This is a genomic window from Kitasatospora sp. NPDC101801, assembly GCF_044766665.1.
Lineage (GTDB): Bacteria > Actinomycetota > Actinomycetes > Streptomycetales > Streptomycetaceae > Kitasatospora.
The window spans coordinates 1-14,067 of sequence record NZ_JBIWML010000076.1; the positions used below are offsets into that span (position 1 = coordinate 1).

Consider the following 14,067-nt stretch of genomic DNA (forward strand, 5'->3'; position numbering starts at 1 on the left):
GCGCCGGGGCCGGCGCGCCGGCCGGGGCGGGGGGGGGGGGGGGCCCCCGCGCCGCCCCCCCCCCCCCCCCCCCCCCCCCCCCCCCCCCCCCCCCCCCCCCCACGGGGGGCCTCCACCCCCTCGGCTCGCCCCGTTACTACCGGCCGGCGCGTTCGGGTTCACGATCCGGAGCCGGTCATGACCCGTGATCGGAACGCGCGAGCCACCCCTCGCCGTAGATTCCGGCGGCCTCCCGCCAGCCGTCGGGCCTCACGCCGTAGTGCGTGCCGAGCAGGGCAACGTAGAGCTGCGACTTCTGCTCGCCGAACCCGGGAAGGGCGGCCAGGCGACGGAACAACTGCGCACCGGTGCGGGCGCCCTCCCACAGTTTGGTGGCGTCGCCGTCGTGGCGTGCCACCAGGGACTTGCACAGCAGTTGCACACGCCGGGCCATCCAGGCCGGGGAGCGGTGCAGGGCGGGCTGGGCCGTGAACAGCGCGGCGAACTGGTACGGGTCCCAGGCGGCGATCTCCCCCGCGTCCAGGTCGCCCCGGCCGAGCCGGCGGGCGAGCGTCAGCGGGGCGGTGAACGCGGACGCGGTGGACACGTGCTCGTCCAGCAGTACGCCGATGAGAGCGGCCAGCGGGCTGCGCCCGAGCAGCTCGTCGGCCTCCGGCTGATGCGCGAGCGGGACGATGACCTTCAACGATTCCTCCTCGGAGCCTGGCGGCAGGACGGCGACAAGTGTGGCGGAGACCGACGGCCGCAGCGGCGGCCGACACGCCACCAGGCCGGGCCGGGCGTGTCTCCAGCGCGGCGCGGTGACGTCCGGGGCAAGGGCCTTGGAGTGGTCGGCACGGAGCCGATCGCGCCGAGCGCCTTCCGGGAGGCTCCACCCCGACCTGGACAACCGTGGACCGGCAGGCGTCCGCGACTTCGAACCCCCGGATCCTGGAGTACCGCTGGGGCAGGGGCCGGCCCGGTGACGACGGGAAGCCTGGACGGCGCCGCTCCCCCCAGGCGGGGTGGAGGTGGCGGTGGGCGGGTGAGGGCCGCCGACCGGGTGATCGCGTGGTGGTTTCGGAGAAGTCGGCGCTGCTTCTTCCGGTCGTGATCGTTTGGCAGTCCGGAGAATTTTCCGCGCTGATTTCGTGAAGGAGGAACGTTGAAGCGAACGCGACGATTCGCGTCGTGGATGGGGACGGGAACCACGGTTGACGGGCTGGTCGTGACCCGGACGTTCGATCACCCGCAGTACGGACGGACGGACGTCCCGGCGGCCGACCTCGTCCTCAGCTGGCTGAACAGAGCGGGCGTGCCGGCGCATCCCGCGACCGGGCCTTCAGAACCCGCCGAGTGGCTCCGCTGGTACGGCTCGGCCTACCTCGATCCACGTCTGGGAGCGGTCGGCCTGGCCGTGGGCGCTGCGGCAGACTCCCCGCACCGCCAGCGGCAGGCCCAGGCCGCCGTACTCGCGTGGCAGCGAACCCTGGGAACCCGCCGGGTCCTGCTCCCCGCCCTCCCCGGCCGTGACCTCCCTGCCCAGCGTGCCTTCGGCGGGCACTCGCCAGATCCGGCCAGTGCCGCCCGGGCGTTCCTCGACGACGGCGATTCGGTCCTTGTCCTCGGCGCCCCCACTCCCGCCCTGGCGGCCCTGACCGCTCCCGGCGGGCAGCACGTGGTGTACGCCGGCCGGACCCGGATGCCCGAAGAATCGGTCCTGCGCGAACTGGACGGCGACCGCCTGTCGTTCGTGATGTCGCCCCAGCTGGTGGCGGAGGAGGCGGCGCAGCTCCTGCACGCCGCCCGCCGCCGCTTCCCGCACCTGCGGGGCCAGCACCCCGACCACTGGCCGTACCGCAACTCCGACCTGGTCAACTCCCTACGCCTGGCGCTGGCCGACGCCGACGAGCTCTGGGTGCTGGCCGACGCCGCACCACGCCACCCGCTGCTCGACGCCGCACTCGCCCACAGCGATGCCTCCGTGCGCGACCTCGCGGATCCCACCGCGGTCGAGGAACACTGGCTCACCCCCCGGCTGCGGACCATCGCCCTGGTCACCGCCGACCTGTGCGACCCCGCGGACCGGCGTCGCGGTGAGCTCCTGCGCCTGCTCTCGGGTACCGGACCGCTGGGCGTCGTCACCCGCGAGGTCTCCACCCGGATCACCACCGACGTCCACCTCCCCGACCACACCTGACCACCGCCCAGGCCCCTTACCTGTTGGTCGTGACAGGGGCATACACCCGTGCTGCCTGTCCTCGCCGTCCTCGGGATCGGACTCGGTGTCATCTGCCTGCTGTTCCTTGATGAGGATCTCGGAAATCCAGGGAGCCTCATCAGCTGTAGAGCATCGTGTCGTCGTCACTCATCGCCAGGCTCGATGCCCGACCGGAGCGCCCACTGGACGCAGGCGTCTCGCTGAAGCCGCCCAGGAAGCGCGCCAAGACGGGCCAGGACCCGGCCACAGCGGTCGACCATCTGGTGGGGGACCTGGTAGGAGCAGCTGGTGTCCTAGGACCGCGCCAACGGCCTCCTGGGGCAGGAGCTCACCGAGGCCGCGCTCGGGCAGGCGCTGCCGGAGTGGGCGGCCGACGCCGGCCGGATGGAAGACGTGCGGCGCAGGCAGGCCCGCCAGGCGCTGCTGGAGGCGATCGCCCGGCACCACCACGGCGGGCCGCGCCGGTAGCGGCCTGGTCGCCGTCCCTGGTGACCCGGGGGCGGGCCCCGCGGTCTGTGATGGTCTCGCCGGGTGGCGCGTGGAGATCCGACGGGTGCGCGGTGGAATCGACTGAAGCCGGTGCTGCCCGGCGGTGATCGGAGTAGCGTCACCCGTATGAAGCCTCTCCTAACCGGGCTCGCGGCACTGCTGCGGGCGGTGTCAGCGAAGTTCCGCCGGCCCACTCCCGACTACCTCCAGTTCGAAGCCGACCGTCTGCAGAGGATCGAGCTCGGGCGCGCCGTGGCCAGTCACCGCTCCATCCCCCAGTACATAGGCGGCTCTCTCACCAGCAGAAGGCAGTGAAGCGCTGAGAGCCCCCGAAAATCGGGAGCCCTCAACTTTGTCCTACTACAGGCCACCGCTTGCGCCCGCACCCCGCCACCACACCGCCCACCGGCCCGCTGCCACCTCTCCCGGTACAGGGCGGCGGCCCCATACCGACCACTGCGCCCAGCCGCGCACAGCCGACACGCGTGCACGACCGGACCATGCACCGCCCCACCCAACTGCCACCGAGCCTGAGGACGCCCGTCCGACGACACACCAGCGAAGACCTCTGGCCCGGCCGACCAAGCGGGCAGCACCCGCTCCAGGCTGCGCCGATCGGCGCAGCACACCGCGGCCAGCAGGTCCTGGCCAGCGGGGGCCAGGAGCACCTCGGGCGTCGGGGCGGTGTGAGTTCCAGGCCTTGAAGTGGGGCTTGAACGGGTGTTGGTCAGCTGAGATCGTGAGTCCGATGGGAAATGTGCGGTTGGTCCGTCGAGGCGTTGAGCTGTTGTTCTTGGCTGGGCTTCCGTCCGCGGGGAAGGCTCGGCGAAGCTCCTGACCTGCCAACCTCGTTGGCACGCGGGATTCGCGGGAGTGTCCCGGGAATCCCAATGAGCATTTTCCAACCTGAAGTTGCAGGTCGCGGGGCTGGTGTGGGCTGGAGGTAGGGTGCTCTGGCCGGTAGGGAGCGTGATCGCTAGCAGGTGATCATCCGTCAGCGGGAGATCTCGCCCCGTGGACCCTCAGCCATGACACGGCCCTCCCGTAGAAGTAGAAGCAGGATCCGATCACAGCGATCTGCCTTGTCCATCACATGGCTGGAGATCAGCAAGGTTGTTCCCTGCGCGGCAAGGGAGGCGGACAGGTCCCACAGGTCCCGCCGCAGCACCGGGTCGAGTCCCACCGTGGGCTCGTCCGGCACCAACAGGAGCGGGGAGCCGAGCAGTGCCACCGCCAGCGACACCCGAGCGCGCTGCCCGCCGGGACAAGCGGCGCACCAGCTGGCGCTGGCAGTCGATCAGGTCCACAGCTGCGAGGACCCGGTCGACCTCTGCCGTCCGCTGAGCCCGTGGCATTCCCAGGGCTGTCGCGAAGTAGCGCAAATTCGACTGACCGCTGACGTCCGAATACACGGCTGGAGCCTGGGAGGCGTAGGCGATTCTGCTCCGGAGGGCAGCGGACCCTGCCGGCATACCCAACACCTCGAGGCGCCCGGTGAGGCCAGCCTGGATTCCGGTCACCGACCTGAGCAGAGTGGTCTTTCGGCACCCGCTCGGTCCCAGCAGCCCTGTCACTGAACCGACCGGTACGGAGAACTGCACATCTGTCAGGCCGCCCGACCGTCCCGCACGACCCGGAGCCGTCCGCTTCTACGGCGATACCGCCCGGCTCCCGCACCTTCTTCATGACTCGATACCGCAGAGGTGATCGGCAGTGCCATAGGTTCGGCCGCCGCCGGTCCGTGACTGTCCGTCGGTTGTACCGGGTACGGCGGCGTGCCTTCGGATGACCGGAAGGGCCGTGTAGGTCCGAAGGTTGAGGCCGGACGGCCTGGTGGCAGGCCCGTCGGTGCGCAGGAAGGGGGAACGGCGCGCCAGTTCCAGGAGGATTTCGTTGGCCGTGAGCCGGGCGAGCGGTGCTCCAAGGCAGTAGTGGGCTCCGGCGCCGAAGGCCAGGTTGCGCTGCGGGGGGCGCTCGAAGTCCAGGGTGTGGGGGGCGGGGAAGTGCTCGGGATCGCGGTTGGCGGCTGCGACCAGCGCGTGGACCAGGGTGCCGGCGGGGACCGAGAAGCCTGCCAGGATGGTGTCGCAGGCCGGAACGCGGACGGCGTTCTGCACGGACGGATCCCATCGGATGAGCTCCTCGACGGCCTGCGACACGGCCTCGGGATGCGAGGCAAGCCAGCGTGCCTGGTCCGGGTGTTGCTCCAGGGCTCGGACAGCAGTGGCGAGCAGGGAAGAGGTCGTCTCGACGCCGGCACCGAGCAGGAAGACAATGTGCGAGGCGAACTCGTCCCGGGCGGCGGGGATCACGTCGGAGCTGTCGACAGCGGCCCAACGGGCGAGCAGTCCGCACCCTGTGGCGATGGTGCGGTTCTTGAGCAGGGCCATGACGTAGTCGTGGAACTCCGCGGCGGCGGCCTCGGCTTCGGTGATCTGGTCGGGCGTCGCGAAGGGCTCGGTCAGAGGGGCGGTCTGCGTGCTCCAGCGGGTAAGGATGGCGTGGTCCGCGTGCGGCAGTCCCAGCACGGTGCACATCACGGCGGTGGGCAGTGCTCGCGCGACGGTGTCGATGAAGTCTGCCCGGCCGTGCCGGTCCAGTTCGCTGTCGAAGGCGTCGAGGTGGGTGCGGACGAGCGCGCGCACCATGGGTCGTAGTAGGGCAACGGCGGTGGAGGTGAAGGGTCCGGCCAACGCGCGCCGTGCGGCACCGTGCCGTGGAGCATTGAGCCGGGGCAGAGTGACCATGACTGTGGTATTTCCGGAGTCGAGACCGCGTGCCGCGCGCCATCGCTGGTCGGGCACCCGCCAGTTCCGGCCGGTGAGGATCTCCAGGCATTCGCGGTAGCCGGTGACGAGGACGGAGTGCGGGCCAAGGCCGACGACCGGCGCGGCGCTGCGGATCTCCTCGAACAGCGGGAAGGGATTCTCGCGGCCCGGGGCGGCCTGGTCGTCCTCGTCGCAGCGGGTAGAGCAGTGCGCCGAGGGCCCGCTGGGAGGGGCGCAGCTTGCAGCGGCGGTCACCCTCGCGGGTGACGATGAGCATGGTGACCCACTCGACGAGCGCGTGCGGCAGGACAGGCAACCACCAGGGCTCCCCGGCAACAGAGTTGAGATGTCAGATGCCTGACTCAACCGCCGGGGAGGCCTGCCGGTTCTTGCTCGCCCGCGAGCACCCGACCGTCACTCGCTCGGCGGCCGCCCTGAAAAGGCTGAGCCACCGTGTCCCCGCCCGCAGGCGGGCTGTTGCTGACGAGCAGGGTTTCGCGACCCGGGCCTTCGGCGGTGCCGGTGGCCGTCCTACTTGCTGATCGTTTCAGAATGGGTTGGGCTGGGCTTCTTGCGCTTGGCGATGAACCTGGTGTGCGGCATCTGCCTGGCGGCGGTGTTCGGGGTGTCCATCCCTCTCTCATTCCTGCCTGCGGGCACGGCTCTGCGGCGCTCGCAAGGCGCACCCTTCCGGTCCCACCGGCGACAATGGCGGGGAACGCGCACTTCCTCGTCAGAAAGTCCGGTATGAACGACTCCGCCTTCAACCTTCGCGAATGGGGCGAGGAGATGGCACCGCTGGCCGTCGCATTCGCCGACGGCTTCGAGGAGGTGCATTCGTATTCGCCGGGCGAGTACAGCGTGGAGACCGTCACAGCGCAGGACGGCGCCCGGGCCGTCGAGCTGCTCGCCGGGGAAGGCGTCACCGGCGCGCTCCTGGAGTACTACGCGACACTCGGCGCCGTGGAGCTGCCGGACCTGGACTCCGGTATCTGGGTCGCCGACGCCGAGCGGGTCGCCGAGGGCATCCTCGCCGGCGCCCTCATGCCGGTGAGCGGAGCGGTCGACGACACGGTGACGGTGTTCGCCACCGACGGCGGCGGGAACCTGTTCGCGGTCAGCCCCTCCACCGGATCTGTCTGCCACCTCATCGGCGGAGCCTGGGACGGCACCAGCCTCGACGTGAGCGAGGCCGGCTACCGCGTCGTCGCCCCTGACCTGTGGGCCTTCCTCGACCAACTCCGCCAGGACCTCCGGCAGGCCCTCGCAGAACGGCCGGCCCTGAAGGCAGAGGTGACGTGCTGAGAGCTCCGCCGGCCGCACCGGTCGCATCAGAGGGACTTTCGAAGGCGCCGGAGGCAGATGATGCCGCAGGCGAGGTGGAGCAGGCCTTGGTGGAGGCCGGCGCGTGGCTCGTAACGGGTGCAGGCGCTTGAACTGGTGGAGCCAGGCGAAGGCGCGCTCCGCGACCCAGCGCACTTTGCCGAGGCCGGAGCCGTGGGCGTGGCCGCGTCAGGCGATCACCTGGCAGCGCTCCTATGCGGTGGCCCGGCAGTGGTGGCTGGAGTCGGACGGGAAGGTCGACTGGGCCACTCTGGACGTGGAGACGCAGTTCGAGGGCGAGGACCTGGGACGGTGGGTGCGGGCGCAGCGGTCCGGGTTCGCCGGGCTCGACCAAGAGCAGCAGGACCTGGTGGTGGCGCTCGGGATCGAGGAGGATCAGGAGCTGGCCGCGGCCCGGCCGAACAAGTCGCGGGCGGACCGGTTCCAGCAGGGCGTGGAGGCGTTGGCGGCGTTCGTCGAGGAGCACGGCCACCCGCGCGTGCCGCGCCCCCACAAGCAGCCGCTGGAGGCCGTGGAGGCCGGTCCCGGAGGTGAGGACCGGGTGTCGGTGGTGTCCTTCGCGCTGGGCACCTGGCTGAACAGCATGAAGAGCCGGCGGGCGGGGCTGACACCGGGTCAGCTCGCGCAGCTCGCCGAACACGGCGTCGAGTGGGCGTAGGGCCGACATTGAGCATTTTCTAACCTGAAGTTGCAGGTCGCGGGGCTGGTGTGGGCTGGAGGTGGGGTGCTCTGGCCGGTAGGGAGCGTGATCGCTGGCAGGTGATCATCCGTCAGCGGGAGATCTCGGCGTTCGTCAGCACGAGCAGAGCCCGCAAGAGGGCGGTCGCGTGTCGGGCGTTCATGCGGACCTTGGTGAGGATCCTCCAGTTCTTCAGGTCCGCAAAGCCGTGCTCGTTGGCGGCTCGCTCGCGGCTGACCAGCTGGTTCGCCTCCTTCTGCGCCTCGGTCAGCGGATGGCCCCGACTCGCCCTGCGGCCGGTGACGATCACCGGGTCGTCGGGATCGTCGTCCAGGCCGACGAAGCCCAGGTCCGTCAGCGCGCCGAGAGGCCACCGGCGGCTGTGCGCCTGCGCCGGCGCCCCGGAGCTGCTCGTTGATGCGCAGGGCTTCCCCGAGCTGGTCCTCGAGGATGACGATGCGGCAGGCGGCGTCGATGGCGGTCCCGCCGTCGACGAGGTCGCGGGCGCGCATCGCGATCCGCAGCTGGTAGCGGGAGTAGCGGCGGTGACCGCCCTCGGAACGCAGCGGTGTGATGAGGCCCTGCTCACCCAGGGAGCCGATATGGCGCGATGGGGCTGGTCAGCATGCGATGGGCTGGGCAGGCGTTCTTTGGTTCGTCTCTCTACCAGGGTGGTGCTCGCTGTTGGCGATCTTCGGTCCGGGTGTCCCCGTTACGGGTGATGTGTCACGCCCTCCGTGGTGTGACGGGCTGGCTGGTGTGGCTTCCTGGGTGAGTTGCCCTGATCATGGACGAGGAGTTGCCATGCGTGTCGCTCTGTCACCCCAGGACCACCTTCCTTGGCCGTCCGAGTTGTTTCCGGCGCAGGGCGCCGAGATGCGGCTGGGACTGACCCGGCGCCTGGCGGCCCGGGTCGATGGGCAGGGCGCCCTGCGGGAGCCGTGTCAGAGCCGGGTGCTGGAGTCGGTGCTGGCGCTGCGTCTGCTGGAGCGTACGGGGCTGGAACCCGCTCGTGAATCCACGCTTCGGGGCTTTCTGCTGGCCAGGGCCGCGACGCTGCGGGGCGCCGATCTGGCCTTGGTGGCCGCGGCGTTGAAGCACGAGTGGGCAGACGAGCCGGACCTGCTTCTCGCCGCACTGGCGGCTGTACCCGGGTTCACGGCGGCGCGCAAGCGGTCGTTGCTGAACGCACTGGCCGTGATCGTGGACAGCGAGGCAGTGCCCGAGTGGGACGAGGCTGCCTTCGACGTCTCGCGCCTGCACAGCTGGGCGGCCGTCCAGGTCACGGCCGTCAAGGTCATCCTGGCCGACGCGGCCGGACGCCTGGAGCAGGTCGACGACGAGGATGTGCGCCGACTGCTCGACACCCAGCGCGCCCCCCACGTGTGGGAGGGCAACGTGCTCATCCAACTGTCGGTCCTCCACGCCCTGGCCCGGTTGCCGGGCACTGCGGCCGTGGTGGAGAGCGGGGTCCGCAAGGTGCTGGAGCACCAGCGCCCCGACGGGGGGATGCCGTTCGTCTCGGACACCGACACCTGGTGCACCGCGACGGCCGGCATGGCCCTGGCCGCTGCTGGGGCCCCCGAGGAGATCCTGCACCGCATCGCCGGACACCTCATACGCCAGCAGCAGCCGGCCGGGGGCTGGTCCTATACCGACCTCGCCTGCCAGACGGACGTCGACGACACTTCAGTGGCCGTGCAGTTCCTCCACCAGCTCGACGCCGGCCGCTACCGTGAGCCGATCGAGCGCGGGATCCGCTCCTTGTACAGCGTCGCCGCCCCCGACGGGGGCTTCCCCACCTACCAGCCGGGCGCCCCATCCGAGGCCGCCATGACCGCCGCCGCACTGGACGCGCTCACCCACAGCCGGCCCGCCCACGAGTCCGTCATCACCCGGGGCCTGCGCTACCTCGCCTCCCAGCAGCACAGCGACGGATCGTTTCCGCCCGACTGGAGCAGCAGCCGCCTGCACACCGTGTTCCGGGTCCTGCTCGCCGCAGCACGCAACGGCGGCGCCGAAGATGAAACGATCCGGCTGATGACAGCGCGCTCGCTGTCTCTGGTCCTGTCCCAGCAGAACCAAGACGGCGGCTTTGGCCAGCAGGCCGGTGAGCCGAGCGATGTCATCAGCACCGCCTACGGGCTGATCGCCCTGTGCACCCAGTCCGATCCCGGACCCGCCGTCCGCGCGGTCGCGTACCTGATCGCCCAGTGGCAGGCGGACGGAGGCGTCACCTCGCGGCCGGACTCCATCGGCCCGCGCCTGTTCACCTTCACCGTGCCCGTCCTCGCGGAGATCTTCACTCTTCTCGCCCTGGGCCACCTGCACCACCGTCTGGCACCGGCCGTGGTTCCGGCCTCCCGCACCGCAGCGGACGCGCCGGCAGGTGCCCGGTGAACGCCGTGCCGCCACCCGGTGCAGCCGTGCCACGGCACGTGGGGATCGTCCCGGACGGGAACCGCCGATGGGCTCGCAGGCACGGTCACTCGGTCCTGGAAGGACACCGGCGCGGCGCGGACACCACCGTCCGGGTCCTGGACCGGTGCGGGCGGGCAGGTGTGGAGACGGTGACGGTCTGGGCCCTGTCACTGGACAACGCCGCCAAGCGGCCGGAGCTGGCCGGCATGCTCACCGTCATCATCGAGCTTGCCGACGCGGTGGCTGACCGGGGGTGGTACCTGAGGGTCATCGGCGCACCCGAGCGCCTTCCCGACCCCGCGATCCGCGCCGCGCTGCACTCGGCCGAGAAGCGGTCGGCCCCCGGCGGTCTGCGGGTCTATCTGGCCGTCGCCTACGACGGCCGCCAGGAGATCATCTCGGCAGTGCAGAGCCTGCTGGCCGAGCACCCAGCCGGGTCGCTGGACAGCCAGGCGCTCACCGACCGGCTCAGCGAGCGCGGCCAGCCTCCCTGCGACCTGATCATCCGCACCTCGGGGGAGCAGCGCCTGTCCGGGTTCCTGCTCTGGCAGAGCAGTACCGCCGAGCTGTACTTCAGCCCCGAGCTGTGGCCGGACTTCACCGAACTGTCCCTGAACGACGCGCTGGCCTCCTACGCCGGCCGTCAGAGGCGGTACGGCGCGTGAGCGACATCCCAGACCTGGCCGACTACGCACACACCCACCTCTCGCTGCTCTTCGCCCCCGCCCACCCGCACCCCGACGCGGCCGCCTTGGAGGCCGACGTACGCCAGTGGGCCGTACTGGCGGGCCTGTACCGCGAGGGAGACGTCGGACAGCTGGACCGGCGCCGCATCGGACACCTGGTCGGCTACTGCATGCCCGACGCCCCACCGCCCCTCGCCCGGCTCACGGCCCGCTACCTCGCATGGGTGTTCGTCTTCGACGACACCGTCGCCGAAGACGCTCCGCGCCTGCGCGAACACCTGGCCCTTGACCTGCCCGGCCTGCTCCGCGACGGCACGCCCGCCCCCGTCCTGGCCCCGAGCCTGCTGCCGGGCGCCCTGGCCGCTGTGCGGCGCGAGATCGTGGAGCACGGCGGAGCGGCCCTGCTGCCGGCCCTGGCCACCGCACTGCGGCAGTACCTGCAGGCCTGTGCCCGCGAGGCACCCTGGCGCGAGCACGGACAGCCGCCCTCCCTCGGCGACTACCTGCACGACCGCACCCACACCGCCGGCGGACACCCCCTCTACCTCCAGCGTCTGGCCCCCGGCATGCCCCACCCGGCCGAGAACCTGCCACCCGACCTCACGGGCCTGGCCGAACTGGCCTTCCTTCTCGGCGGCCTGGCCAACGACCTCCTCGGTTACGCCGCGGAACAGGAGAGCGGCGACCCGGTCAACGTCGTCACCGTCCTTGCCCACGAGTACACGCTCACACCCGCCGAGGCATACCGCGCCGCCGTCGTCCTGCACGCCGGCCACAAGCACCACTTCGACACCGGCTACGCCACTCTCACCGCCGACCCCCGCCTCAGCCCCGGCCAGCGGAACTTCGCCGACGCCGTAGCCGGATGGGTGCACGGCAGCGCCGCCGCCATCGAGCCGTACTGGCACCACACCCGTACCCGCCAGCAGACCTGACCGACCCGGAGGAATCACCCCCCATGAGCACACCACCACCGCGCACCGCCGCGGTCATCGGCGCGGGCATCGCCGGCCTCACCGCCGCCTGGCACCTCCAGCGCCAAGGCGTGAGCGTCCGAGTCCTGGAACGCGCACCCGAGGCAGGCGGACGCATGCGCACCGTCGACCAGGACGGATTCCGCATGGAGGTCGGCGCCAGCATTCTCGGCCAGAACTACACCGCCATGCGCGACCTCATCGACGAACTAGGCATCAGTGACCAGTACGGGCCCGCCAGCACCCTCTGCGGCTTCCAGCGCGACGGCACCGTCCACCGCTTCCGCGCCGACACCAGGACCGACCTCCTGCGCACCCGCCTGCTGGGCCTGCGCACCAAACTCGCCGTGCTGCGCGTCCTGCCCGCCTTCATCGCCCAGCGCGCGCACCTTGACTGGGACACCATGCAGGGCAACGTCGTGCTGGACCGGCTCAGCGCCACCCAGTACGCGCAGCGGTACCTCACACAGGAGGCCGTCGACTACCTGTGCGAGCCGCTCTTCGGCGGCGGTATCGTCCTCGCCTCCCCCGACGACCTCACCGCTGCGGACATGCTCTTCTACGCCGCAAAACTCCTCACTCCCCACTTCAACAGCCCCCAGGGCGTGGGCCTGCTCACCCGCACCCTCGCCGCCCGGCTCCCGGTGGAGGTGAATGCAGAGGTCGGCACCGTCCGCCGTGACGGCGACAAAGTAGAGGTCACCTGGCGCTCGGCTGACGGTGCACAGCACACCGAGCAGGTGGACGCTGTCGTTGTCGCCGTCCCTGCCCCCGGGGTCGGTGCGCTGGTGCCGGACCTGTCCGACCAGGACCGCGCCTACCTCGACTCCATCCCCTACTCCCGGGCGCTGGTGGTCTCCCTGGGGCTGGAGCGCCCACCGCGGGAGAAGGCGTTCGCCCTCTTCCTGCCCCGCGCCGCCCACCCCTCGGTCGTCGGCATCGAACTGCACCACAACAAAATCCCCGGCCGGGTCGACGACGGTCGCGGTCTGATCACCCTGCACGCCCGTCAGGAGTTCACCGACACTTGGTGGGACGCTGACGACACCACGATCACTGAACAGGCCGTCAACGCCGTCGCAGGTGTCTTCCCCGAGGTCAGGACCACTGTCCGCACCGCTCTCGTCACCCGCCACGACCACGCCCTGGTCGTCCGGCCCCCGGGCGGCTACGGCCCTTTGCGTGACTTCAACGCCCGCCGGCCCCGGGCGGATAACGCGATCCAGCTGGCCGGCGACTACTTCGGCCCCTCCAGCACCTACGGCGCCCTGCGCTCCGGCCAGCAGGCAGCCACCCTCGCCCTGGCACACCTGAACACTTCCGCCCGCCACCGCAACCCGTCGTTGGACGTGCCCCACTGACAGCCGCCCGCCGCCCTGCCTGTCCGGCCCGTCCGAATATGTTCCCTCGAACCAGCGGAGCGGCGGCCGGCTCCCCTGCCCCCCGGACGCCCCCCCCGATCGGGCGCACGCCACCACGCCTGCGGAAGCAACGAAGGTCGAGCGTTCACCACCTCGACGCCGAGTGGCAGCGCCGACACCCGAAGATGCGCGGCACTCGGCGGCCGGCCGCGACTCCATCCGCCCGGTCACGGCCGGATGGGTAGCCCAGGGGTCGATCGCGTTCACCGCCGCCACCGCTGCGAGCGGTGCTCCACCGAGGGCATCACCTGCCGGTGGGCGGCGCCGTAGGAGCGGAGCTCGTCGGTGACGATCACCCTGGGCACCGACCGGGTGGCCTTCATCAGCTTCCGGAAAAAGCGCCTGGCCGCGGCCTTGTCGCGGCGGTTCTGCACAAGGATGTCGAGGACGTTGCCGTCGGCGTCGACCGCGCCCCACAGGTACCGCCGCTCACCGTTGATCTTGATGAAGACCTCGTCCAGGTGCCACTTGTCGCCGGGTTTCGGGCGTTGGCGGCGCAGCGCGTTGGCGTAGGTCTGCCCGAACGTCAGGCATCAGCGGCGGACGCTCTCGTGGGAGACGATGACGCCGCGCTCGAGCATCAGCTCCTCGACCTCGCGGAAGCTGAGCGGGAAGCGGAAGTACAGCCACACGCAGTGGGAGACGATCTCCACCGGTACCGGTGGCCCTTGGCCCGGCGGCGGCACGGACGACATCGGCGGTCCCCTCCCGGCACGGCCAATCACAAGATCATCCCATCCCCGTCAGCCAACGTGACAGTGCCCTGCGAGGGCGAGGTCGCGGCGGGTGCCACTCATGGGCCGCGCGTCAATCCGGGCCAGTAGATCATCCAGGGCCTGCCGGTGGACCGGGACGACGAAATCCGTACGAGCCCGGCTACGGAGAACGCCGGATGACCGAGGGTCCGTCCGGTCGGACCCTCGGTCATCCTGATCAGCGCAGGGCGCCGAAGTCCTTCAAGGTGGTGGCGCCGCACCCGCACAGAACGCGGTCGGCGCTGCTCACTACGGCATCGGCCGCCGGCTCCGGTGGTGGTGGCGGGCCAGCAAGGCGAGGGCGCCCAGGCCCGCGACCGCGCAGCCGAG

General features: G+C 71.0%; 11 protein-coding genes and 5 pseudogenes. 8 read left to right on the top strand and 8 right to left on the bottom strand.

Features of this window, described 5'->3' with window-relative positions; all coding sequences use genetic code 11:
* Positions 1 to 175: 175 nt before the first annotated feature.
* The gene (locus ACIRPK_RS36215) at positions 176 to 685 is read right to left on the bottom strand and encodes an HhH-GPD-type base excision DNA repair protein (protein WP_403047049.1); all 510 of its coding nucleotides are present in this window, start codon (positions 683 to 685) and stop codon (positions 176 to 178) included.
* Positions 686 to 1,207: 522 nt separating this feature from the next.
* On the opposite strand from ACIRPK_RS36215, the gene ACIRPK_RS36220 reads away from it, so the two are divergent.
* A complete protein-coding gene (locus tag ACIRPK_RS36220) occupies positions 1,208 to 2,179 on the top strand; it encodes a hypothetical protein (RefSeq protein WP_403047051.1) in 972 nt (323 codons plus the stop codon).
* Positions 2,180 to 2,815: 636 nt separating this feature from the next.
* Complete coding sequence (locus ACIRPK_RS36225) at positions 2,816 to 3,004, top strand: hypothetical protein (protein ID WP_403047054.1); 189 nt, start codon at positions 2,816 to 2,818, stop codon at positions 3,002 to 3,004.
* Positions 3,005 to 3,710: 706 nt separating this feature from the next.
* On the opposite strand, the pseudogene ACIRPK_RS36230 reads toward ACIRPK_RS36225, so the two are convergent.
* The 3 genes and pseudogenes from ACIRPK_RS36230 to ACIRPK_RS36240 all read right to left on the bottom strand — a co-directional run.
* Positions 3,711 to 4,299: pseudogene (locus tag ACIRPK_RS36230) on the bottom strand (ABC transporter ATP-binding protein); the annotation flags it as partial.
* Positions 4,300 to 4,371: 72 nt separating this feature from the next.
* Positions 4,372 to 5,436 (bottom strand): cytochrome P450, encoded by a 1,065-nt coding sequence (locus tag ACIRPK_RS36235; protein WP_403047070.1) that lies wholly within the window; start codon positions 5,434 to 5,436, stop codon positions 4,372 to 4,374.
* Positions 5,437 to 5,644: 208 nt separating this feature from the next.
* A pseudogene (locus ACIRPK_RS36240) lies at positions 5,645 to 5,734 on the bottom strand (IS5/IS1182 family transposase); the annotation flags it as partial.
* Between the two features lie 470 nt (positions 5,735 to 6,204).
* Between ACIRPK_RS36240 and ACIRPK_RS36245 the strand changes: the two are divergent.
* On the top strand, positions 6,205 to 6,762 hold the full coding sequence (locus ACIRPK_RS36245) for a hypothetical protein (RefSeq protein ID WP_403047057.1): 558 nt from the start codon (positions 6,205 to 6,207) through the stop codon (positions 6,760 to 6,762).
* Positions 6,763 to 6,788: 26 nt separating this feature from the next.
* On the opposite strand, the pseudogene ACIRPK_RS36250 reads toward ACIRPK_RS36245, so the two are convergent.
* A pseudogene (locus ACIRPK_RS36250) lies at positions 6,789 to 6,969 on the bottom strand (transposase); the annotation flags it as partial.
* A 184-nt stretch (positions 6,970 to 7,153) separates the two neighbouring features.
* On the opposite strand from ACIRPK_RS36250, the gene ACIRPK_RS36255 reads away from it, so the two are divergent.
* Positions 7,154 to 7,459 carry a helicase associated domain-containing protein gene (locus tag ACIRPK_RS36255; RefSeq protein ID WP_403047073.1) on the top strand — a complete coding sequence of 102 codons (306 nt, stop codon included), beginning with the start codon at positions 7,154 to 7,156 and terminating at the stop codon, positions 7,457 to 7,459.
* 112 nt (positions 7,460 to 7,571) lie between these two features.
* On the opposite strand, the gene ACIRPK_RS36260 is transcribed toward ACIRPK_RS36255, so the two are convergent.
* Together ACIRPK_RS36260 and ACIRPK_RS36265 are read right to left on the bottom strand one after the other, a co-directional pair.
* The gene (locus tag ACIRPK_RS36260; protein WP_403047060.1) at positions 7,572 to 7,790 is read right to left on the bottom strand and encodes a transposase family protein; all 219 of its coding nucleotides are present in this window, start codon (positions 7,788 to 7,790) and stop codon (positions 7,572 to 7,574) included.
* Between the two features lie 64 nt (positions 7,791 to 7,854).
* Positions 7,855 to 8,076 (bottom strand): annotated as a pseudogene (locus ACIRPK_RS36265) (MerR family transcriptional regulator); the annotation flags it as partial.
* A gap of 208 nt (positions 8,077 to 8,284) precedes the next feature.
* Here ACIRPK_RS36265 and ACIRPK_RS36270 point away from each other — a divergent pair.
* The 4 genes from ACIRPK_RS36270 to ACIRPK_RS36285 are packed head-to-tail and all read left to right on the top strand — an operon-like array spanning position 8,285 to position 12,922.
* A complete protein-coding gene (locus tag ACIRPK_RS36270; protein ID WP_403047062.1) occupies positions 8,285 to 9,880 on the top strand; it encodes a prenyltransferase/squalene oxidase repeat-containing protein in 1,596 nt (531 codons plus the stop codon).
* Positions 9,881 to 9,918: 38 nt separating this feature from the next.
* Positions 9,919 to 10,566: a polyprenyl diphosphate synthase gene (gene uppS / locus ACIRPK_RS36275; RefSeq protein ID WP_403047076.1), complete on the top strand. Its 648-nt coding sequence runs from the start codon at positions 9,919 to 9,921 to the stop codon at positions 10,564 to 10,566.
* Positions 10,563 to 11,522, top strand: a complete 960-nt coding sequence (locus ACIRPK_RS36280; RefSeq protein WP_403047065.1) for a terpene synthase family protein — start codon at positions 10,563 to 10,565, stop codon at positions 11,520 to 11,522. Before uppS ends, ACIRPK_RS36280 begins: the two co-directional genes overlap by 4 nt.
* 23 nt (positions 11,523 to 11,545) lie before the next feature.
* On the top strand, positions 11,546 to 12,922 hold the full coding sequence (locus ACIRPK_RS36285) for a protoporphyrinogen/coproporphyrinogen oxidase (protein WP_403047067.1): 1,377 nt from the start codon (positions 11,546 to 11,548) through the stop codon (positions 12,920 to 12,922).
* 275 nt (positions 12,923 to 13,197) lie between these two features.
* Here ACIRPK_RS36285 and ACIRPK_RS36290 read toward each other — a convergent pair.
* Positions 13,198 to 13,677: pseudogene (locus ACIRPK_RS36290) on the bottom strand (IS6 family transposase); the annotation flags it as partial.
* Between the last annotated feature and the right edge of the window lie 390 nt (positions 13,678 to 14,067).